The sequence below is a fragment of the Acetobacter suratthaniensis genome (assembly GCF_017377745.1).
GTDB lineage: Bacteria > Pseudomonadota > Alphaproteobacteria > Acetobacterales > Acetobacteraceae > Acetobacter > Acetobacter suratthaniensis.
In genome coordinates this window covers 1-21,042 of the sequence record NZ_JAFVMG010000020.1, presented here as the reverse complement: position 1 = coordinate 21,042, position 21,042 = coordinate 1, and the positions used below count along the sequence as shown (strand labels likewise).

Here is a 21,042-nt window from a genome sequence, read left to right as displayed (position 1 = left end):
ATCACGGGTCTGTCCAAGGGAGAGTGTGCTGTCCGGGATATTTTGCAGAACGGACTGCGTTTTGTGAGACAGACTGATGTTATCTGCTCTGTCGGTATCAGAGGAGGGAGGAGGTACCGACAGCGGCGCGGTAGGAATATTGCCGGAATAGATGTTATTGGCTGGCCAGAAGATCGGACGGGCCACATTTTGGGGCTGGGGCTGGGGCTGGGGCTGGGGCTGGGGCTGGGGCTGCGTGATCGTGTAGGTGCCGTTCTGGTAGGTGATTGCGTAATTGCTCAACCCTGTGCCGCTAGCATTGCTGGCAGTGATGACATAAACACCTGCGTTGCTCTGGCTGTCTGCGGGGGTAGAGAGGCTGACGTTGGAAACATCGTCCCCATTGAGCAGGCCTCGGGCGTTAAACGCGGTGTTTCCCAGGGTTGGTGCCTGCCCATAGGTGCCGGTCTGGTCGAGAGCGGTAATGCTCAGGGCTGCCGGAGTAATAGTGTAGCTACCGGTCGTGTAGGTAATGGCATAGTTTCCTAGCCCGGTGCCGTGTGCATCGCTGGCTGTGATGGCGTAGGCACCGACATTGCTCTGGCGGTCTGCTATGGTGGCGAGGCTGACACTGGAAACAGAATTTCCATTGACCAGACCGTTTGTTTTAAAGGCGGCATTATTGAGCGTTGGGTTCTGCCCATAGGTGCCCGTCTGGTCGAGGGCGGTAATGGTCAGGGCTGCCGGAGTAATAGTGTAGTGACTACCGGTCGTGTAGGTAATGGCATAGTTTCCTAGCCCGGTGCCGCGTGCGTCGCTGGCTGTCATGGCATAGGCACCGACACTACTCTGGCGATCTGCCGTGGTGGCGAGGCTGACACTGGAAACAGCATCTCCATTGACCAGACCGTTGGTTTTAAAGGCGGTATTATTGAGCGTTGGGTTCTGCCCATAGGTGCCGGTCTGGTCGAGAGCGGTAATGCTCAGGGCTGCCGGAGTAATAGTGTAGGCACCGGTCGTGTAGGTAATGGCATAGTTTCCTAGCCCGGTGCCGTGTGCATCGCTGGCTGTAATGGCATAGGCGCCGACATTGCTCTGGCGGTCTGCTGTGGTGGCGAGGCTGACACTGGAAACGGAATCTCCATTGATCAGGCCGTTGGTTTTAAAGGCGGCATTATTGAGCGTTGGGGTCTGCCCATAGATGCCGGTCTGGTTGAGAGCGGTAATGCTCAGGGCTGCCGGAGTAATAGTGTAGCTACCGGTCGCGTAGGTAATGGCATAGTTTCCTAGCCCGGTGCCGTGTGCATCGCTGGCTGTAATGGCGTAGGCACCGACATTGCTCTGGCGGTCTGCTGTGGTGGCGAGGCTGACACTGGAAACGGAATTTCCATTGACCAAGCCGTTGGTTTTAAAGGCGGCATTATTGAGCGTTGGGGTCTGCCCATAGGTGCCCGTCTGGTCGAGAGCGGTAATGGTCAGGGCTGCCGGAGTAATAGTGTAGGCACCGGTCGTGTAGGTAATGGCATAGTTTCCTAGCCCGGTGCCGTGTGCATCGCTGGCTGTAATGGCGTAGGCACCGACATTGCTCTGGCTTGTGGCGCGGGTGGCAAGAGTTGCGCTGGAAAGCGTATCCCCATTGACCAGACCTCTGGCGTTAAACGCGGTGTTTCCCAGTGTTGGTGCCTGCCCATAGCTACCAGTCTGATTGAGTGCGGTAATGGTCAGGGCGGCCGGGGTGACGCTCAGACCCGTGTTATTGGCAACATAGGTGACCTGATAGCCGTCAAGGCTTGCGGTGCTACCCCAGAGTGTATAGGAGCCGACATTGCTTTTGGATGTTGCTGTGCTCTGCCATACAATATTCGAACCGGGAACGAGTGATGTTACGTTCTGACCTGCCTGATTAATGGCGTTGCTTATTGCTCCAGAGATCGTGGATGAGCCGTAAACCTGTGTGCCACTTGCGGTGATGGTCATGTAAGGCAGGGAGGAAAGCACCGGATAGGGAGAGCTCGCATCCCATTCAGCCGGATTGCCAAATGTGTTGGTGCTACCACTGACTAGTGGCCCCTCGGTTATCCATTGCGCAGTTGTCAGACCGATGGGTGTGCCCGTTCCAGTGTTTATGGTTTGTGTGCCCGAGGGCATGGTTATGGTGGTCTCGTGACTGACCCCATAGGGCTGCCCGGCGGTATCAGTATTCCAATAGGAGTGGCCAATTGTTCCGTCGTTAACGGCCAGAAGTCCGCCAGCGTAGCTTTGGGTGCCTGAACTGCTGATGTGGCCTGTCGCATAGGTATCGCTGATTGTGGCGTCACTACTGGAATTCCCAGCGGCCAACCCACCGGAGATGCTGATGTTTCCTGCGCTGCTGACAGCTCCCGTGGCGTATGCATCGGTAATCGTGCCGTCGTTCATTCCTGTCAGCCCGCCAGCTATGCTCAGAGCGCCAGCTGTGCCCATGCTGCCTGAACTACTGACATTCCCCGTAGCATATGCGCTGCTGATAGTTCCGCTGTTTTCTCCGACCAGTCCACCGGCGACACTTGAGAGACCTATGCTAGTAACATCGCCTGTGGTGTATGCATTGGTGATGGTCCCAGTAGCGTTCATTCCGACCAGTCCACCGACCATGATGACAGACGTGGACGTGCCGGTTATGCTGCCACCGATCAGCCCGATATTACGGATGATGCCGCCAGATTTGCCGAATAGCCCTACACTTTCATCTGTGGAATCGTTGATGGTAAGGTTTGATATGGTATGGCCCCGCCCGTCAAACGTGCCGGCGAAGGGCGTATTGACTGACCCGATGGGAGAGAAACCGCTCAGGCCGGAGGCATCAAGATTGGCGGTCAGCGCGTAATTGGCAGAAAGATCATTGTTGATGTTCTGCAGGCCGGCCATGTTGAATATCAGCCAGACCGGTGTACTGGTGGAGAAATCGGCATTATTGCCGAAATAAACAGACTGATTGGCAGTAATCGAGGACAGGTAAGGCGTGGTCTGGTTGTTCAGGTTGCCCCATGTGGTCGCGTCAAAACCGGCGGGGAGGCTTGATGCCAATTGGGCAGAGGTCAGGCCGGTGAGAGTTCCTGTGCCGACATTATAGCCCGTACCATCGGTCTGCCCGGCGGTGGTGGTGTCCCAATAGCCGTTGGTAATAGCTCCGTAGTTCTGCCCAAGAAATCCACCTACATAGCTGTTGCTGTCGTTTTGGGTGACCTTGGCTGTAGTGAATGCGTTGCTTATTGTCTGGTCACTTTCTCCAGAGAGACCGCCAGTACTACTGTATTGTCCTATGCTGCTCACGGTGCCGGCTGAATACGAGTTGGATATTGTTCCGTAGTTCAGTCCTGTCAGTCCGCCAACATCACTGTCATCGCCTTGGCTAATGATGGTTCCTGTAGCAAATGAATTTGAAATTACACCATCGTTACTGCCAACTAGTAGGCCAGCCTGCACGGTTCTGGTTGTGGTAATATAACCTGTTACGTATGAGTTTGTGATTGTTCCCCCGTTGTTAAGTCCTGCCAGTCCGCCGACATGACCGCTATAGGACGTGTTGCCGACATTTTGATTGGTTAGCCCGAAATTGCTGACGTTTTCGTTGATTAGTCCCAAATTGCTCACGGTACCGGATACGTCACTGAATAACCCCACATAACGGTCCGCGCTATCATTGATGGTGAGGTTTGAGATGGTATTACCCAACCCGTTGAAGGTGCCGTTAAAGTAGTTTGATCCCACAGGCTTGAAGTTACTGATACTGCTCATGTCGAGTGGCTTAGCCAGAGCGTAGTAGCCCGATGAGCCAATAGTGTTCTGTAATTCGTTTGCAGTGGTAATTAACGTGTAGCCATGACCATCGATGGTCAGCGGGCTGCTGCTGGCGGTATTGGCGGCGGTCAGGGCAGAACTGGTGAACTGGATGGTGGAGCCGCCAAAGTTCACCGCTCCGTCCCCGGTGCTGGAGCCACCGATGCCGTTGTTTGTGGTCAGGGTCAGCGTGCCTGCGCCACTCACAGTAATATCGGCATTGAGGGTGATGGAGTGATAGGCGGACAGGATCAGGCTGGCGGTGCTGTTCCAGTTCAGGGCGGTGTTGAGCACAATATCCCCAATGCCCGAACTGCTTGTTCCCGCTCCGTTGATGTTCGATGTGGTGGTGGCCGATGTCTGCTCGGTGACATTGACGCCGCTGTTCAGGGCGGCATTGATGGTGGAGGCGGCAGCACTGTCGATTGTCAGGTTATCAGGGTCGAGCAGCCAGCTTCCGCCCAGCCCGGCCCTGACGGTCGCAGCCCCGATAGCCAGTGTGTGCGCCGAGGTCTCGATTGTGCCGCCAGCCCCTGTGCCTTTGCCGGTGGCTTTCAGGGTCGCCCCCGAGGCCACGGTGGTGCGGTGGGCCAGATTGGTACCGCCCATGCTGTCGGTGCCGATCAATATCTGCCCGCCCTTGCGGCCATACTTGCTGGCCGAGGCAGTCAGCACGGCCTTGCCGCCAAGGCTTACGGCCGCACCATTGGCGCGGATGACACCGCCAGAGCCATCGGCATTGGTAGCACTCAGCGTGGTGCTTTCCACCGTTACGGTGCCGTGGGGTGCGCTCAGCCAGACCTGTCCGTTTACCGTTGTGGTGCCGGTGGCCTGCACCAGTCCTTCGCGGTTGCCCGCCAGCGCGTAAACATTGCCCCCGGCCGAGGCCAGCGTGGCGGCGGCGGCCTTGATCCGCCCGGTATTGGTGACATTGCCCCTGGCCTTGCTGTCGGCCACCACATAGATGCCCGCCGGGCCATCGGCCTCGCTCAGCACCACCTGATTACCCGCCACCAGTGCCGCCGTGCCGCCAGCGGCACTGATTGTGCCGCTGTTGCTGACAGCAGCACCCACCAGCACCACATTACCGTTGGTGCTGGTGATCTTGCCCGCATTGGCCACCGTACCCGCAGACGTGCCGGACAGGGTGACGTTGCCCCCCTTCATGAAGGCACTGTTGGGCGTATCGCGGGTTGAGGCCACAAAGCTGCCGCCTGTTACCACCGTGCCGCCGGGGCCGACCACCACCCCATTGGGGTTGATGAGGAACACCGTGCCGGTAGCCCCCAGATGCCCCTGCAGGGAGGAGAGCTGATCACCTGTGACCCGGTTGAGGGTAGCCCCGCTGCCATTGTTGAACTGAACCGTACCACCTGCACCGATGGAGAAACCCTGCCAGTTGATCACCCCGCGTGCGGAGGACTGGTCGATGGTAGTGGTGGCCCCCGCCGTATTGATACTGCCCGATCCGGCTACATAGGCACCGCCCGTGGGCAGGGCTTGCGCCCAGGCAAAACTGGGGGTGAGAGCGGTTACGCCAAGGAGAAGCATGCGGGGGGTCAGGGGCATCAGTCAGTCTTCGGGGTTAGGGTGGGAGGAAGACGAAAAGTGTCTATTCACGGAGCGCGTAGATAAGGCCGTGGGGGTGAAAAACACGTGATATGTTTCTTCGGGGGAATGGTTTGGGTGAAGGGGGATGGTTAAGAGCTTATTAAAAAGTCTGTATAATATCTGCTTTGCCAGCATGTGTTTTTTCTCAGCTCTTCTCGACCATCTTCTGAATACAAGAGTACTGGATTTCGCATATTTCATTGATATTTATGCGATATGTTGAATGATATGCGGCTGTTATTGATTGATCGCCCTATCGTATCAAGGGGGAAATGAAGATATCCCCAAAAAAGCTACACGTTAGCTGTCGCAGTTCCTCATCCAGCTGCGTGGATGAGGGCTGTGCTGGCTAGCGCATTTTGACTGAGACCGGTCGCGGGTCCTGCGCAGGTAGGCTCATAAATCAAGCATGCCTGCGCCAGAGCAGGGAAAACGCGGTGGTTTTTCCGTTGAGGCTCCCCCCGAAATGATCTGCATCGCGCTAGAACAGATTAAGCAGCTTCCTAAGGGGAATGCAGCGCCCCGGATGAGACCCGTAACCGTCCGGGGTCTCAGGGTGTCGCTGCGATAAGAGCTGCGCCCAAAAGAGCGTCACAACGCGATGGCGTAGACTTAACAGGGTCTGGTTCAGTCGGAGTTTTTTCATGTCCGTTGCGTTGCGCAGTGTTGTTTTCAATCGCGGCATTTGTGCGTTCACCAGACGCCTTCGGCGGCCTACGGCTGGCGCGTCACACGCGCCCTCTGGTGCAGCGGCTCCCTTGTGTCGGGGGCGTGGCTTTTTTGCTCAGGGGGTGAGGCGTGGGGAGGGGCGATTGTTTCTCCCGTGCCGCTGGTCGCGGTCGGGACGCGTGTCGTGTCTGGACGCGCGAGCCAGTGTTGTGGCCACGAAGAGCAGTATTGATCGAGCACCAGTGCGCGAACACTTCTGCGCTTTTGTGGTTCATGAGTATCGAACAATAACCAAAGTAAAAAGGACTCTGGTATGCAAGAAAAAATAGAGTAAAAAATGCACCAAAATTGCTGTTTTCTGTAGTTTTTCCTTGGTGGCGCGGCCCATCCGTGCTACAAAAAAGGAAGTAAAGGCACAGTATCCAGAACGAATTCTGGTTTTTGGCCATGTAAAGGGAGATCCCGTCATGTATCAACGCTTTGAACTATCCGATCAGGATCGTCAGACCATTGCTAACGGCGTCTCCTGCGCGACTATTCTCGAAGATCATAACTTTCTTCTGGTGAAAGAGAAAACCACCAAACGTAGCCTCAAATACCGCAATGGCAACGAACACATCGTTGTCAATCATGATGGTAAAGGCTGGTGGGATCCCCAGCGTCCGCGTGGCACACCCGATAGCAGCGGTGATGTGTTTGCTCTATTCCGCCGTTTGAACCCCGACATGCCCTGGCGTGAAGTTTGCGCCAGGCTGGGTGCACTGGATGGTGTGGTTCCCAAGGGGGCTGCCTATATCGCGCAAAAGGTCGCGCGCACAGATGAGCGTAGCCCTGCCGAACGCTGGGCGGAACGCAAGTCGCTCTACCGGGGCGGGAAGGTGTGGAATTACCTGATCGGTGAGCGTTGCCTGCCTGAAGCCATTGTGCGTGCGGCGGCGGCCAAGGGCTGCCTGCGTGATGGGTATCATGCGGCATGGTTTGCCCATACGGACGCACAGGGTGCTGTCTGCGGGGCTGAGCTGCGTGGGCCGGACACTCATATCTGCCTGGGCGGGACGGTGAAGACCCTGTTCCGCTTCCAGCCGGGCAGTGTCCAGCCGGTGCGTCGTCTGGTGATCTGCGAGGCAGCGATCGATGCGCTGTCCTTTGCCGCGCTGGATCAGGCGCGTGTGCCCGGCACGCTCTACGCCTCCACCGCCGGAGGCATGGGCCCTGAGACCATTGCCGCCATCCAGACCCATCTCGCGGACATGAAAGCCCTGCCTGACGCGGTTCTGGTTGTCGCGACGGATGATGATGAGGCGGGCAACGCGTTTGCCGACACACTTTACCGTCTGGCGGATGACGCGGATGTCGCCTTCATGCGCCGCCTGCCACCCGATCGCGCCAAGGATTTCAATCAGACGCTCAAGAACCGGGCGCAGGCTGCTTAAAACCAAATTGAATTGAACAGACGTCAATAGTGGCGTTGCCTCCAGTGAGGCGCGTGTGTCCTGCGTCCCGGATCCAGCGACTGCTTTTTTAAAGGCCATTGCCATGACTAACGCTACACCCCGCTCGCATGAGCCTACCCCCTATGATGATAATGACCCGCTGGATTTCCTCTCCAACCTCGGCGAAGACGTGTGTGCGGCCCAGCAGGCGCTCTTCTCGCATCCCGAGATGAAGGGGTGGCTGGAACGCACCCCCGGACTGGGCCACGAAATCCCCTGGACAATCGCCTCCTTCACGGATGAGACGGGACGGCGGATTTCAGGGCTGGTCGTCGCGGGTAATTTTACCAACGGCAAGTGGGATCTGACGACAGAGTTCGTGCTGTTTACCGGGCGCGCCCGTCGCCCTGGCACTTTCCTGTCGGTCGACGGGTCTGTGGTGAGCGTACGCCCACAGGGTAGCGTGCCGGGTGTCGGCCCGCGCCGTCCGGATTGCATGACGCTCCTCAAGGAGGTGCAGGCGGCCAGCATGGCCTGGGCGGCCCAGCCTTCGCTGCGGGCGCGTTGGGCGGTGTTTGCTGCTACTCACGGTTGTAGTGCTGTTCCGAATACATTCGTGGAGTTGCGGTTTCAGGATCAATGCTACCGAGGGTTGTTGGTCGACGGCACGCTGGATTCCACCGGGTTGTGGGATATGGAGCAGCCTGTCGCGCTGCTGCTGCCCACGGGTCGAACCGTCGAACTGCTGGCTGATCAGGCGGATTCCGTGACATTCCTCACGGGAGGCGAGCATTATGACCTCAAACGCTTTGGCTGAAGACGCGCTCGTGGGCCTCACGGCCATGCAGCGTGAGGCGGCCCGGCAGGAAGGCCCGGTTGTCGTACTGGCGGGGGCTGGCACCGGCAAGACCAAGACACTGGTTGCCGGTGTCGTAGACCGCATTGTGAGACGCCGTATCCCTGCTCACCGCATTCTGGCAGTGACGTTTACCAACAAGGCCGCCGACGAAATGCGCACGCGCATTAACGCCGTGCTGGGTCTGGGAGCCGCGCCCTCGTGGATTGGCACATTCCACGGCCATGGTCGTCGCCAGTTACGGGCCGACCCTGAAATAGCGGTGCTGCGACCGGGCTTCGACATTTGTGATGCCGAGGATAGCCGACGCATCGTCAAACGCCTGCTCCAACGGGCTGCCGATGATGGAGCCTGGGAGCCGGGAGATGCCGAGACGTTCCGTGCCCGCGTGCGTTCGGTGGCGCAGCGGATCGCCCTGATGAAGGACAATCTGGTTCTGCCCGATCAGGCCGAGGCCGTGCTGGACAGCCAGATTGCCCGGTTTGGCGCAAAAAGCGATGAAGACCTGATGGCCTGGCAGATGGCGGCAGCCCTCTACCCCGCCTATCAGGCGGCTTTGCGGGAAGTGAACTGCGCTGATTTTGGTGATCTGCTGCTTTGGCCGACCGTCACCATGCTGCGCGATGAGCGATATCGCCTTGACTGGGCACGGCGCTTTGACGCCATTCTGGCCGACGAGTTTCAGGACGTGAACCGCCTGCAATATCTGTGGCTGAAGCTATTGTCGCGCGATCATGGTGAACTGTTCGCCGTGGGAGACGATGATCAGTCGATCTATTCGTGGCGTGGGGCGTCTGTCGGCTTTATCCGTGACTTCCAACGGGAGTTCCCTTCGGGGCGGATGATCCCGCTGGAGCAGAATTTCCGCTCCACAGGGCATATCCTCACGGCTGCCAACAGCGTTGTCGCGCAGGACCGCAATCGGCTGGGCAAGACCCTGTTCACCGAACAGGGGGATGGCGCACCGATTGAGATTGTCGCCTTCTCCGGTGGCCAGCAGGAAGCGCAGGGTCTGGCGCTCGAGATCGGCCGGCGCCAGCTCGCAGGTGTCGCTCTTGAGGACATGGCCATTCTCTACCGGTTCAATTTCCTGTCGCGCATGCTCGAAGAGGAACTGCTCCGCGCGCATATTCCCTACGAACTCGTCAATGATACGGCCTTCTGGCAGCGTGCGGTGGTCAAGGACGTGCTGGCCCTTCTCCGTCTGGCGGATGGCCCCGATGCGCTGCAGGGCGACGAAGCGTTCCGCCGTGTCATCAACCAGCCTGCCCGAGGGGTGGGGGCGAAGACACTCGCCCGGATCGAGCAGCTGGCCCGGGATGAAGCGCTCTCGCTCTTTGCGGCGGCTGAGCGGCTGTATGCGACCAGCCAGAGCAAGACCGCCGAGCGGGTGCGGGCGTTCCTGCATAGGGTCCGTGATGAGGAGCTGAGCACCGAGACCGCACTGGGTGCGCGCATGCGCACATTGGCGGAGCGTTCGGGCTATCTGGACATGCTGCGCGCCGGGGGTGAGGACGGTGTCGCGGGGCTGGAAAACCTCGACGAACTGTTCTCGCTGGCGATGGAATTCACCAGTGTCGAGGATCTGTTCGATCATGCAGCCCTTGGTTCTGGCACATCCACCGAGGCGGGGCGGGGGCGTATCCGCCTGATGACGATCCACGGCTCCAAAGGCCTCGAATTCGAGCATGTCTTTCTGGTGGGGTGGGAGAACACGCTGTTCCCCGGTCTGTCGCCTACCAATCTCGACGAGGAGCGCAGGCTGGCCTATGTCGCGCTGACGCGCGGGCGCCAGCGTGTGTCCATCAGCTGGTGCGCGTGGCGCAATGGCCGGTCTGCCGACATGTCGCCCTTCATTGGCGACATCCCGCCTGAGGCCCGGTATTCGGGGTGGCTGGGCGCGGCGAAAAGCCGTGCGGAGGCGCGGGCCATCCGGGAAGCGCAGGAGGCGGCGCTGGGGATCTAGCCCGCCCAAAACAGCGTCACAACGGGTTCAGGCACACTGGCATGCATGACATCCACACGCCCGTCCGTCACCGCGGCAGATCTGTCGCCCGGTCCGGAACACCGCCAGCTACGGGCACTGGCACAAAAGGCGGGTCTTGAACTTGATGGGCACGGTAATCGTGTCGCCGGGATGGCGCAGGCTCTCGGCCATGCCCATCAGGGACTGCCCCCTACGGCACTGCTCACGCTGGGTGCGCAGCTGCACGACATTGGCAAACGCCACATCCCCATAGAGGTTCTCGATGCGCCCCGGCGGCTGACGCCTGCCGAATGGGCGGTCATGCGTCTGCATACCATTCTGGGGCTGGAGATCCTGTGTCGCGCTCTGGACGAGGTGCCGCAGGATGTCGCGGACTGTGTCCTGCTTCATCACGAGCACTGGGACGGGTCGGGCTACCCGATCGGCCTGTCAGGTGCGTCCATCCCCCTGCTGGCCCGCCTTGTCGCCATTGCGGATTTCATCGACGCGCTGGCCTCGCCGCGTGCCTACAAATCGGCCATGGCGCCCGAGCTTGTCCGCACCCTCGTGCTCAGGGCGCGGGGTGTGAAGTTCGACCCCATCCTGACCGATCTCGCCCTGCGGATCTGGCCGCAGCTGCTGCGCGCGCGCGCCCAGGCAGACCAGCCAAACGGCGTCACAACGAAACCAGCGATACTCAAACCCTGATCCACAGACAGGAGGCGCCTCATGGCCCGCAGAAAACAGACTATTACCCCGCGCGCGTGGGACAGGCTCAGCGAAACAGAACAGGCGCAGGCGCGTCGCGCGATTATCACAGCGGTGCGCGACGCCCTCAAACGTGGCCCGCATACGGCGCTGGAGCTGCGCGCCCGCGTCCCGGTCGAGATGAGGGGCGCGTTCCCGGTGGTACTGCGGAACCTGCTTCATGCGGGGGAAGTCGCCTCTCTGGGCCATAGCGTCTATGCGGCGGTCCCGTGGATGCCGCAGACGCGTGCTGTACAGGCTAATGTGACGGCAGACCTCATCATCGGTGTACTGTCCAGTGAGCGTCGCGCGGGGGCGGATGCGGCCGAACTGGCGGGTGATCTGCTCATCCCCGTGATTCAGATCCGCGCGGCCCTGACCGCCCTTGAGGTGGCGGGGCTGATCTGTGAGGCCAAAGAGCCGGGCCATTATCGTATGCTCAGCCGCCGGATGGCGACGGAAGTCAGGCAGGGTGCGTCGGGCCGGGTTTTTGCGGATGTGCGTCATGCGTGACTGGGTGACATTCCCCGATGGAAACCGGGGTCGGCGGTCGTGGGATAATGATCCGCAGAGGAGTGGCGCGTGGCAGCGCCGACTGGCTCAGGCATGGGGTGGCGACGAGCGGCCCGTCTGCGACTGTCGCCATCAGGGGCAGCCCATGGGACTGTCTGTCCATCGCTGTCTGCGACAGCGCGATGGGCGGCAGGTTGAGGTCTATCATCTGGCCCGTCTGCGTCATCAGGGGGCGCTGCACCATGTCGCCTGCTCGTTCCACGAGGCCGATCCGCGTCGCGATGGCCGGGGTGGTTATGTCGAGGGTGTCGTGCGCGAGCGTGACGACGGGCGGATTGGCATCGCCCTGCGCCGAGGGCTTCGCTGCCTCGACGTCGCGGCTGCCCCGGCCGATCCGGCGCAGGCCGCACGACAGGGTGGCGGACAGGGGGCTGTGCGACAGGCCCGGATGACCGAGCTGGGCCTTTTGCATCTGCTGTGGGAGGAGGCCGGGCTGAATGGCTGGACACCCCGTCTGGGGCGTGCGCGGCGGCGCTGGCCCGTTGTCCGCGAAGCGCTCGACCGGGCAGCCCTGCGGATTGTTCCAGCCCGTAATCAGACCCTGTCCGACCGGCTGGCCATGATCGGCTACGCCGATGAGGATGGGCCCGCGCTGTTGCGCGAGACGGCGCGCAACTGTGGCGACACATGGCGGATCCTGTTGCTGGGGATCGTGGACGACATCGCTCTGGTGAACTGGCAGGAAGGCCAGCAGTTCTGCGCGCTGCGTTTCGATGGGGCCGGAGCCTACAACCTGCGCGTCAGTGCCGCGTCCCTCTGGCATGAGCGTGTCGCGCGCCGTTATCCGATGGCGATGGCGGCGTTGGCGCAGCCGCGTGCTGAGCGGGCCATCCGGGTGGTTGGTCTGGTGACGGCGACCGTGCGGGTGGGCGTGACCCAGGGTCTGTCGTTGGTGCGCTGTCGCGCTGACGACATCGCGTTGATGGAGGTAGAGCCTGATACGCTGACCCCTGTGTCCAGTGGCTATGAGCTGGCCATTGCCCGCGCTCTGGTGGAGCAGCGCCGGAGCTTCATCCGGCCGCTCCGCTTTGACGCGGGTCGCGATGCGGTGCTTCCAGACTTTGTCCTGACGGATACGGGCGATCCGCGAGGCACCCCGATGGAGGTGTTTGGTCGGGCAGATGAGGCCTATGCCGCCCGCCGGGCGGAGAAGGCCCGCTATTACGACGAGGTCTACGGGCAGGCGCACTGGTGGCACTGGGATGCTGCCACATCACCCGGTCATTGGCCCGACTTCCCGCCAGCGCACACCCGAAAGGACGGGGACGACGATGCGTAAGGCGCGTGGAACCCCGTCTCCCAGCTGGGTCGAGAGGTGGTTATCCCCAGAATCTGTGGACAGAATGGTGTGCAAGCTGTGACCGGGTTGGACAAACCCGGGGAGGAGCTGGCCCGCCCTGCCGATGGCGTGCTGATTGGCACGGCTCTGGTGTGGATCGGCTGGCCGCTGCAGCAGCTCTCACGGCGTTCGGGCTACGGGCGTCATGAGATTACGCGCTGGATGCGCAAGGGTGGGATGCCTGAGCCGTTCAGGCTGTGGCTGATTGCGCTGCAGGCGGTTCACGTCCGCTATCCGTCTCCTCTGGCGACAACCGTTCGACCGGGTGGTAACCGCCCGCCTCTGGGGCAGTGGGAGGTGTTGCGGATACAACTGGTGATCGGCTGGTCGGAGCGTCAGCTCGCGGAGCGGCTGGGGGAGCATCGCACCGCTTTGCGGCGTCGTCTGGAGGCGGGGGAGACACTGGACGCACAGGAATCCCGGTGGCTGGAATTACTCGAAGACGGCCACCGGCTTAATCCGCGACCCTGACGGGCCGCGCTAACACGAAAGGAAGATCATGTTGGATGGACAGTATCACGAAGGACAGGGTGGCGACACGGGCACGGATCCGGCCGTAGGCGGGATTGCGGCGGATCGGCTGCGCTCGATCATCGAGCGGGTTGAGAGGTTGGAGGAAGAGCGCAAGGCGCTGGCCGGCGACATCAAGGACATCTTCACCGAGGCGAAATCGGCAGGCTTCGAGGTGAAGGTCATCCGCCAGATCATCCGGCTGCGCAAGCTTGAGCCCGCTGAGGTGGAGGAACAGGAAACCCTGCTCGATATCTATCGGCGCGCTCTGGGCATTTAGGCTGAATCTAATCCAGTAGGTGCAATGCGCAGCTGGCGGCATCGGCGTTGCCGTCAGTTGCGGCATGAAGATGTTTGCCAATTTTGTAGGTTGTGGATGGGGTATGTGCTACTATATGACCAGTTATATGGTCAGGAGGTTTTGATGCAGACCGTTAATCTTGTCGAAGCAAAAACCCATCTCAGTCAGCTTGTTGAACAGGCCATGCAGGGCGAACCGGTACGGATTATGCGGCGTGGCAAGGTCATCGCCCAGATCAACAGCATTGTCCGGGAACGCAAGCCTGTTGACCTACATATGCTGCGTGCCCTGACTGAGAGCATGACGCCGCAGACTGTTTCTGCGGGGGAGAGTCTCCGTGCCATGCGTGATGAGGCCCGATATTGAGCCTTTATATTGATACATCTGTACTGGTAGCAGCATTGACCAATGAGGCGGAGACGGTTCGGATGCAGGAGTGGCTTGCCAGCCAGAATCCCGCGTCACTGTTTGTCAGTGACTGGGTTGTTACCGAATTTTCTTCTGCTCTGTCGATTAAACTGCGTACTGGGCAGATCACCGTCACAGACCGGGCCAACGCCTTAGCTCTTTTTACCCGTCTGTGTGTGGAGAGTTTTGAATGTCTTCCCGTAACCGGGCTGCAGTTCAGGACGGCTGCCCGGTTTTCAGATCAGTATGCTCTTGGTCTGCGTGCCGGCGACGCGCTGCATCTCGCGGTCTGTGCTGATCATGGTGTGACGTTGTGTACACTGGATCGTCGCCTTGCTGAGGCTGGCCCTCAACTAGGTCTGCGTACGGTAATTCTTTAACTTTGCACTGAACATTTTTAAGCTGTTTATGGCTATTTTGCCGGTTCAGGTTGTAGATGACTCAGTGGTTTCTGCTTCTGAAGTAAGTCCTGTTTTTAGCGCAGAGGTTGTATTTTTATGACCAGAAGAGCCAAATAACTCGTCTACTATTTCTTTTTCAAACTCGGCTTTCAGATCATTTTTGTTTCCAGAAACCGTCACTGTCTGGATGTCGTTGTACGATGAAAATGATGTCGGGGTGTTAACATCTGTCTTTACAAGTGCCTGCTTGATATTGGGGCCTGTTCCAACTGCGTATTCCATTTTCCCAGAAAGTGCGGAAGAAATGGAAAAACTGGTAACAGTTCCACTGTCCGTTTTGGCCGTTGTCTGTGTCACATCGAGAGAAAGAGACGCATTACCCCATAATTCGCTGAGATCTGCTGTTGCGTTCTCCTGAAACAGGCCTGTTATATCTTGTTCCATCTGATTGGATGCAACATTGTTATTTTTATTAAGATCATCGTAGGCGGCTTTTATTTTCTGCATGTATGGTGTGGCCATCGCAGACGAATCACTAAAAACGTTAATATTGCCCCAAATTCCATCGTTTCGTGCACTTTCCATGGACAGCCGTTCGTCAGCCACGAAAGCATTCCATTTTTCAGAATCCGATGCAGTCGAACTGCCAAGAACCTGAACAATGGCACCGTATATCTTAGATAATGTACTATTGGCTGTTATTCCCGAACTCTGCGTATCAATGTAGGTTTGCGCTTCCTGAGATAGAGTGAGCGTATCGCCTGTTGTGTCATCATCGGCACTGGATGTTTCAGAAGAGCTGGAAACAACACTATTCCCATGCTGAATCACTCCGTTTTCACCGTAAATAGATACGTTCAGTGCATTAGGAGTGACAGGAGCCTGAGACCACGTTGCAGACCACGAAAGGTTCGTTGTGGTAATTGTTGACATGAGAGGCTCCTGCCCTACCAAGTTATACTGTGATACGATGTAAAAAGATTCGGGTAAAAGAAACGTTAAACCATTACTGAATGTAGAAAGTCCCGCCTAAGCTGCTCACACCTGACCACGGGCCGGACGAAGGCGCAGTACATGTTGGGAAATGGGTTCCGCCATTTTGTGTAAATGGGTATGCAATATAGTTTGAATAATACTGGTTTAAAGATTACTGATAGCTAAGATTAATATAGTAGTTGCACCCATAAGTGTGGTCGTTAGACGTTGCCGTAAATTGTATTGACAGATCTGTTTTGTCAGGACCAGACGCGTTTGCAACAACTGAGGTTGTTCCCGTAGCGATGGTTAAACTTGCGTTTTGTGGTGTTATACTCGGAGATGCGCTGTAGCCGCTGATGGTTACTGATTGAGGGGAATTGTTGGTAACTTTGATGGTTCCGCTGGCAGCCTGAGACGGCGTTGCAAATGGCGCCGCAGAAAGGCCCATAATACTCAGTGACACAAAGAGATTTTTAAGAAACATTGTGAATGTCCTATTCAATCATTCTTGAGCACTATGCTGGGCATGACATGCCCACACGCTCAAGCTGAAGCAGGCTATAATAATGGTCCCAAGTGTTGCAATCATACTGGTAGTCGTTTTACGCATACCTCTTAGTCTGATGTGTGCGCGGTTCTGAATATCTATGATCTAGCAGCAGCGCATCTTAAACCTTCGATAACAACCGGTGCCATATGCGTAAGGCCATCGCCCCTAGGGCGATGGTGCCGCAGACCCTGTGAAAGAGGCGGTCGATGACCTGCCCTTTGCGGGCGATCCCGTCGAGCAGCTGCGCGCTGCTCTGGTGATCGAGCCAGTAGAGGGCGGGCAGGCTCAGCCGCGGGGTGTTGGCGACAACCGCCAGACCGGCCTGAAGGCCGATCGCGAGGATCCCGTAAAGCCCGAGCAGACACAGCCCGAACACCGCAACGCCATACCAGCACAGAGAGACGACAGGGCGGGCACGGGCAATAAAGGTGCGCAAGAAAAGCATCGACATAGTCCATAGCAGAAAAGAACTGGCGAACAGACTGCCAGAAAACATTGTGACGCCTCGCATGGGCTGGGCCGGCCGCAACGGTCGCAGGCTCGCGCTGCGCGCGCCGTTGCCCCCGCCCCGATCCCATGCCGCGGCCGAGGGGTGAAGGAGAAAAAAACAATGCACGAACGAATAGCTCTAACCCCGCTGTGGAAAGGGGTCGCCTCGACCATGCCAGCCGATCTGTTGGCGCGAGGCCAACAGGCCGCGCTGGTCTCAGTCTCAATTGCCCCGTGCGACAGGGTGTGGAGTGCGCGGGAGCGTCTGGCCGAGGAACTGGTACGCGCCTGCTATGGCAGCGACCTGCCAGAGCACAATCGCTCAGCACTGGCCTGCATGATGCGTAGTCTGGTTGAGCAGGCGGTTCCCGGCCTGCCGGGCCAGCATGTGCAGCGCAATGCCCCGCCTCCGCCGCTGGGTGATGGCGAATGGTATCGGCACTGGTTTGCCGTTACCCGCAGGGAGGGCCGCGCATGAGCGGCATGGGTCTGCCTGACGTGCGCGTACAGGTGCGCGGGCCTGCGCGTGATCGCGCGTGATCGCGCGGGATTACGGGACTGGCTGCGTGCGGCGTGTCGCGATGCGGGCGTTTGGCCACCCCCGGTGTTCGGGATACGCACGACCCGAACGCTGCTGTCCTTCGAACTGGAGCCCATGCACAAGAGTTTCTACACACCACTCATGACCCGTCTTACGCGCCGGTATCCCCGGTTGGTGCATACTCTGACATGGGAAAACCCAGATGACACGTCGCGCTATGCGAAAACGGCGCTTGAAATCTGGCAGGCAGGCCGGGTGTGCAGGAGCGGGTATTTTGCCGCTTTGCTGGGTGTGACCTGCGCCCGGCCGGGGCGAAGGACAACCCGTGTCGTGCTGTTTGAATCCGATGCCCGCATTGCCGACATCCGGCCTTTTGCGCGGGTGGGTTCAGGGCTTTGTGGTATTCAGCCAGATCCACACGACATCGGCCCTTGGCGTGTTCTGGAGGCGTTGGTGTCGGAGCGGCCGAATACCCTGCACGATCCTGTCCGCAATATCGTGCTCCATACCGTTTCTACACAGGTGACGGTCATGAGCGACATCACCGCGTATGGTCGGATCGGAGCGATGGCGTGGCTCAATGTGGATGAACTGCCTCAGCGTTTTCCGGAACTGGCAGGCTGGTGCGAGAAATGGCGGGCCTATGAGGCCGATGCTGAGGCCCGGGCGCGTGAAGCGGCAGCGCGCTACAATCGCTACGCGCGCCGCATGAAAGTGCTTTATGGCTCGGACTGGGACGCAATCCCGTTCTGACGCTTTTCTGCACGCCCGGACGACACGCGCTGAGGCGTGTGCGGCCGGGCAACGCTGTTCCGGGCTTTGGCCCGTTCAGCATTGCACGGCTCACAGGCGATGCCTTTGCGACAGGCGGTCACGCTGGGCATGTCGATCCAGCGGCTTTCCCACTGGCAGCGGGGGCAGGTGAAGAGTGCGACCATGCGCATACCCGGCTGGTAAACACTGCCGTGATCGCCGCAATCGGTCAGGTGGGCGAGGATGCGCGGCGCGCGATAAGGCCGCTTCCATCCGAACAGGTTACGCTGTCGTGCCATGTCTGGCTCCTGTGTTCGGGAAAGGTCGAGCAGGTGTTGCCGGTTGTCCAGAGGACACCGGCAACGGCTGGGGTCAGTCCGGGGTGTGGAGTAGGTTTTTCCTGCCCGTTATCGCGCCCACTTCATTAAGATTGTTCGACATTTTCTGCTGTTTAATGCAATCCAGCAAGAAGCGACAAGGTAAAGAACAGCCCACATAATGCGGGGCCTCGCAGTATTGATAATGGTACGAAAGCGCTCTGTGTGTGCGCTAATACAGAAAATGTAGTCGCCCATAGCGAAGATGAAGAAGGCGCATAAATTCACGAATACGAAAATGAGAACCGCCTTGGAACATATTTCGCCAAGTTCGAAGAAGAAATTTACAACGCCTAGTGTCGCGTCGTGGACGAGTGCAGAGAGAAGGCTTCGCACGAAGGGCCACCGGCGAGGTTGTTCAGGGTTTTCCTGAGGTAGGCGAATAGTTTCTTGTGTTGACGTCATGGTTTCTGCTTTCTGTTTCGCGAGGGCAGTTCCGCTCGCTCTTGCAGTATGACGCAACCGGTTGTGACGCCTGTCGGGCGCGCCCTGTCCGGGGCTGGCGTGTCTGGTTCCCCGCTGCCCACAACTTCACAGGCACCTCCCAAGGGCCGCGCGCCGCCTGACTCTTGGCGGTCGCATCGCACGGCCCTTGGGTCCCTCCTATGAATTTATGGACAGCTTCGACTTTGTGCCGGAACCAGCCCGTAGCGACAGCGGACACACCAGACGCCTACGGCGGCCTACGGCGGGCGCGTCACACGCGCCCTCTGGTGCAGCAACGACCTTGCGGCGGGTGAGGGGCGTTTTGCTCAGGAGTGAAGGAGTGGGGGGGAGCGATTATGCCTCCTGTCCGCCGTTCCGGGTGCGGGACGCTCAGGGGGGCGAGGTATAGAATTACCTAATGAACAATATAACAAACGGATTGTGCGTTTTTTTCTTGGCGGAGAAAAGTGCGTGAAAAGAACAGACAGAAATACGAAATATTGTTTCGATTAATGGCGTGAAAAATAACGAAAAAACGGGCTTTTTGGCTGTTTTCCACGCTTTTTCGCTTGCTCTGTTTTTCTTGGCGTACTATTCTTTACTTGTTGAGAGGGAATAGGCCCGAACAACAAAGCGCCCCGGTCGGTGTTTGCACCACCAGACCGGGACTAGCCAGAACAGAAAGCGATAGTTTCATGTCCGACGTAAACAACACTGTAAGCAAGCCCCGTTCCGCCCGCAAGGGTAACGCTCCCCGCAAGGGCGATGCCGCCGGTTCCGTCTCTCCCGCCCGTGCCCGCCAGTTCCATGAAACGGAACAGCGCATGAAGGCCAATCGTTCACCTTCCATGGCTGACCTGCTTCACCTCGTGCCTTCAGACGATCAGATGGCGCTGATTGGCCCCCGTTTCGGTCTGGACGTTGCAGACGTTGACGAAATGATCGGCGTCGGCCTGAACGCCGTTCGTGATCAGTATGACGCGCTGCGGCCCGTTCTGGTCTCTACTTTTAGGGGCGAGGACGATTTCAAGGCGATCAAGATTCATCTTGACCGTATTGTGGATGCACTGGTGCGCTCAGCACATGGTGCGGCTAATTACTACGAAACCCGCCGCCAGCTTGCGAAAGACGCGAAGGATAAATGGGCAAACGAACACCGCGACGACGACCGCATGGGCATCGACGGTCAGGATAACTACACAGATCGTCTGCGCCGTAACGCGGCCGAGCACGCCGTGAAGGCTTACGCCCTGTTCCATGTCGCCAGCGGAGCCTGCACGGCTTATGCCGAAGTGATGGGCGAAGAATGGCAGCCCTATCAGCACCGGGCAAATAACCGCACCGTGCCGCAGGAAGCCGCTGCGGCTCTCGACGAGGCGCTTGGTATCTGAACAACAACCAGCCGGGCCGAAAGGCTCGGCAAACCTAACTCCCCGGAACGGTCTGTAAAATGCTAGGTATTCCACCTAAACCGCTTCAGAATGAAACACAGGTTACGGAGCGCCTCAAACTGGCGGCGTCCGCTTGCCAGAATCTGGCGCTCACGCTGGTGGGGCTGTCGCTTATCTCTCCTTATTTCGCGGCTGGCGGCTGGTCATGGCGTAAGCTTCCGGCAGTTATGGTGGCTGCAATCTTGGAACGTGCAGCGTTTGAGTTTTTGAGTTATATTCCGGGTAAGGAAACCTCAAAGGAGGATAAGCAGTGACAAACGCCTTCCTAACTAACACAGTCATGGTGCTAGGTGTGTTTGCTGTTACCTTTGCCGCGAGCGGATGGCTTGCAAGGTGGCTGTTGCCAGTCCGGCAGTCTCCTGAAAACAAAAGGTAGCCAGTAGGCTGTTGGACGAGACTACACGCGCCATTCTGGTCTATGCGGTGCCTTTCTGCCTTGGCACCGCAATCATTGGCCTTTCGTTAGGGCCGGTTGCGACACGCCTTGCCAAATGGCGGGAGTCATTGGAGCGCAACTAAATCAAGACTGGCGGGCATAAGTCCGCCGCGATGCGTTCCGTCCTTTATTTTCCATCCTGTTTCTGCTCGCCTGCCCGGAAAAAGGGATGGGTAATCATCCCTCCCAACCGGCTATCCACAACTCCACAGGCACCTCCCAAGGGCCGCGCGACGCCTGACTCTTGGCGGTCGCGTCGCGCGGCCCTTGGGTCCCTCCTATGGATTTATGGATAGCCACAACCTTGTGCCGGAACCTGTGCTTGCGGGTCTGTTTCGCCAGGTGTCAGACTGGCTCAGATGTCTGGATGGCGACGCAGCTGCGTCAACCGGAAGAATACTGCCTCCACGAAACAGGTTGGCCACCATG

19 protein-coding genes are annotated in these 21,042 nt (G+C 58.7%); 15 read left to right on the top strand and 4 right to left on the bottom strand.

Features of this window, described 5'->3' with window-relative positions:
• A partial coding sequence (locus tag J2D75_RS13100) for a beta strand repeat-containing protein (RefSeq protein ID WP_207855267.1) occupies nt 1-5,367 on the bottom strand: 5,367 nt, incomplete at its 3' end.
• A gap of 1,178 nt (nt 5,368-6,545) precedes the next feature.
• Here J2D75_RS13100 and J2D75_RS13095 point away from each other — a divergent pair.
• From J2D75_RS13095 to J2D75_RS13050, 10 genes are all read left to right on the top strand, one after another.
• A complete protein-coding gene (locus tag J2D75_RS13095; RefSeq protein ID WP_207855266.1) occupies nt 6,546-7,511 on the top strand; it encodes a DUF3991 and TOPRIM domain-containing protein in 966 nt (321 codons plus the stop codon).
• Nucleotides 7,512-7,614: 103 nt separating this feature from the next.
• Nucleotides 7,615-8,328 carry a hypothetical protein gene (locus J2D75_RS13090; protein WP_207855265.1) on the top strand — a complete coding sequence of 238 codons (714 nt, stop codon included), beginning with the start codon at nt 7,615-7,617 and terminating at the stop codon, nt 8,326-8,328.
• The gene (locus tag J2D75_RS13085) at nt 8,306-10,333 is read left to right on the top strand and encodes an ATP-dependent helicase (RefSeq protein WP_207855264.1); all 2,028 of its coding nucleotides are present in this window, start codon (nt 8,306-8,308) and stop codon (nt 10,331-10,333) included. The genes J2D75_RS13090 and J2D75_RS13085 overlap by 23 nt, the downstream gene beginning before the upstream one ends.
• A gap of 45 nt (nt 10,334-10,378) precedes the next feature.
• Nucleotides 10,379-11,041, top strand: a complete 663-nt coding sequence (locus J2D75_RS13080; protein ID WP_207855263.1) for an HD-GYP domain-containing protein — start codon at nt 10,379-10,381, stop codon at nt 11,039-11,041.
• Nucleotides 11,042-11,062: 21 nt separating this feature from the next.
• Nucleotides 11,063-11,593 carry a hypothetical protein gene (locus J2D75_RS13075; RefSeq protein ID WP_207855262.1) on the top strand — a complete coding sequence of 177 codons (531 nt, stop codon included), beginning with the start codon at nt 11,063-11,065 and terminating at the stop codon, nt 11,591-11,593.
• Nucleotides 11,586-12,932, top strand: coding sequence for a DUF1173 family protein (locus J2D75_RS13070; protein ID WP_207855261.1), 1,347 nt, complete (start codon nt 11,586-11,588; stop codon nt 12,930-12,932). The genes J2D75_RS13075 and J2D75_RS13070 overlap by 8 nt, the downstream gene beginning before the upstream one ends.
• A 69-nt stretch (nt 12,933-13,001) precedes the next feature.
• Complete coding sequence (locus J2D75_RS13065) at nt 13,002-13,463, top strand: transcriptional regulator (protein WP_207855260.1); 462 nt, start codon at nt 13,002-13,004, stop codon at nt 13,461-13,463.
• A 28-nt stretch (nt 13,464-13,491) separates the two neighbouring features.
• Nucleotides 13,492-13,782 carry a DUF2312 domain-containing protein gene (locus J2D75_RS13060; RefSeq protein ID WP_207855259.1) on the top strand — a complete coding sequence of 97 codons (291 nt, stop codon included), beginning with the start codon at nt 13,492-13,494 and terminating at the stop codon, nt 13,780-13,782.
• 144 nt (nt 13,783-13,926) lie between these two features.
• Complete coding sequence (locus J2D75_RS13055; protein WP_207855258.1) at nt 13,927-14,169, top strand: type II toxin-antitoxin system Phd/YefM family antitoxin; 243 nt, start codon at nt 13,927-13,929, stop codon at nt 14,167-14,169.
• Nucleotides 14,166-14,591 carry a type II toxin-antitoxin system VapC family toxin gene (locus J2D75_RS13050; RefSeq protein ID WP_207855257.1) on the top strand — a complete coding sequence of 142 codons (426 nt, stop codon included), beginning with the start codon at nt 14,166-14,168 and terminating at the stop codon, nt 14,589-14,591. Before J2D75_RS13055 ends, J2D75_RS13050 begins: the two co-directional genes overlap by 4 nt.
• Nucleotides 14,592-14,636: 45 nt before the next feature.
• Here the strand turns inward: J2D75_RS13050 and J2D75_RS13045 are convergent, their stop codons facing one another.
• Nucleotides 14,637-15,545, bottom strand: coding sequence for a hypothetical protein (locus J2D75_RS13045; RefSeq protein ID WP_207855256.1), 909 nt, complete (start codon nt 15,543-15,545; stop codon nt 14,637-14,639).
• 713 nt (nt 15,546-16,258) lie between these two features.
• Entirely contained in the window at nt 16,259-16,585 is a 327-nt protein-coding gene (locus J2D75_RS13040; protein WP_207855255.1) for a hypothetical protein, read from the bottom strand.
• A gap of 165 nt (nt 16,586-16,750) precedes the next feature.
• Here J2D75_RS13040 and J2D75_RS13035 point away from each other — a divergent pair, with 165 nt between their 5' ends.
• Nucleotides 16,751-17,107 carry a hypothetical protein gene (locus J2D75_RS13035; protein ID WP_207855254.1) on the top strand — a complete coding sequence of 119 codons (357 nt, stop codon included), beginning with the start codon at nt 16,751-16,753 and terminating at the stop codon, nt 17,105-17,107.
• A 48-nt stretch (nt 17,108-17,155) separates the two neighbouring features.
• Nucleotides 17,156-17,923 carry a hypothetical protein gene (locus J2D75_RS13030; RefSeq protein WP_207855253.1) on the top strand — a complete coding sequence of 256 codons (768 nt, stop codon included), beginning with the start codon at nt 17,156-17,158 and terminating at the stop codon, nt 17,921-17,923.
• Here the strand turns inward: J2D75_RS13030 and J2D75_RS13025 are convergent.
• The gene (locus J2D75_RS13025; RefSeq protein ID WP_207855252.1) at nt 17,890-18,222 is read right to left on the bottom strand and encodes a hypothetical protein; all 333 of its coding nucleotides are present in this window, start codon (nt 18,220-18,222) and stop codon (nt 17,890-17,892) included. The two genes, J2D75_RS13030 and J2D75_RS13025, sit on opposite strands and share 34 nt — an antisense overlap.
• Nucleotides 18,223-19,421: 1,199 nt before the next feature.
• On the opposite strand from J2D75_RS13025, the gene J2D75_RS13020 reads away from it, so the two are divergent.
• From J2D75_RS13020 to J2D75_RS14580, 3 genes are all read left to right on the top strand, one after another.
• Nucleotides 19,422-20,117 carry a hypothetical protein gene (locus tag J2D75_RS13020; RefSeq protein WP_207855251.1) on the top strand — a complete coding sequence of 232 codons (696 nt, stop codon included), beginning with the start codon at nt 19,422-19,424 and terminating at the stop codon, nt 20,115-20,117.
• Nucleotides 20,118-20,176: 59 nt separating this feature from the next.
• Nucleotides 20,177-20,431, top strand: a complete 255-nt coding sequence (locus J2D75_RS13015) for a hypothetical protein (RefSeq protein ID WP_207855250.1) — start codon at nt 20,177-20,179, stop codon at nt 20,429-20,431.
• 133 nt (nt 20,432-20,564) lie between these two features.
• The gene (locus J2D75_RS14580) at nt 20,565-20,696 is read left to right on the top strand and encodes a hypothetical protein (RefSeq protein ID WP_265783062.1); all 132 of its coding nucleotides are present in this window, start codon (nt 20,565-20,567) and stop codon (nt 20,694-20,696) included.
• The last annotated feature ends 346 nt before the right edge of the window (nt 20,697-21,042 follow it).

Bases quoted from the DNA above. Each gene is read 5' to 3' on its own strand.
- J2D75_RS13095 (WP_207855266.1), top strand. From the start codon at position 6,546: ATGTATCAACGCTTTGAACTATCCGATCAGGATCGTCAGACCATTGCT.
- J2D75_RS13090 (WP_207855265.1), top strand. From the start codon at position 7,615: ATGACTAACGCTACACCCCGCTCGCATGAGCCTACCCCCTATGATGAT.
- J2D75_RS13085 (WP_207855264.1), top strand. From the start codon at position 8,306: ATGACCTCAAACGCTTTGGCTGAAGACGCGCTCGTGGGCCTCACGGCC.
- J2D75_RS13080 (WP_207855263.1), top strand. From the start codon at position 10,379: ATGACATCCACACGCCCGTCCGTCACCGCGGCAGATCTGTCGCCCGGT.
- J2D75_RS13075 (WP_207855262.1), top strand. From the start codon at position 11,063: ATGGCCCGCAGAAAACAGACTATTACCCCGCGCGCGTGGGACAGGCTC.
- J2D75_RS13070 (WP_207855261.1), top strand. From the start codon at position 11,586: ATGCGTGACTGGGTGACATTCCCCGATGGAAACCGGGGTCGGCGGTCG.
- J2D75_RS13060 (WP_207855259.1), top strand. From the start codon at position 13,492: ATGTTGGATGGACAGTATCACGAAGGACAGGGTGGCGACACGGGCACG.
- J2D75_RS13055 (WP_207855258.1), top strand. From the start codon at position 13,927: ATGCAGACCGTTAATCTTGTCGAAGCAAAAACCCATCTCAGTCAGCTT.
- J2D75_RS13045 (WP_207855256.1), bottom strand. From the start codon at position 15,545: ATGTCAACAATTACCACAACGAACCTTTCGTGGTCTGCAACGTGGTCT.
- J2D75_RS13040 (WP_207855255.1), bottom strand. From the start codon at position 16,585: ATGCTTTTCTTGCGCACCTTTATTGCCCGTGCCCGCCCTGTCGTCTCT.
- J2D75_RS13035 (WP_207855254.1), top strand. From the start codon at position 16,751: ATGCACGAACGAATAGCTCTAACCCCGCTGTGGAAAGGGGTCGCCTCG.
- J2D75_RS13025 (WP_207855252.1), bottom strand. From the start codon at position 18,222: ATGGCACGACAGCGTAACCTGTTCGGATGGAAGCGGCCTTATCGCGCG.
- J2D75_RS13020 (WP_207855251.1), top strand. From the start codon at position 19,422: ATGTCCGACGTAAACAACACTGTAAGCAAGCCCCGTTCCGCCCGCAAG.
- J2D75_RS13015 (WP_207855250.1), top strand. From the start codon at position 20,177: ATGCTAGGTATTCCACCTAAACCGCTTCAGAATGAAACACAGGTTACG.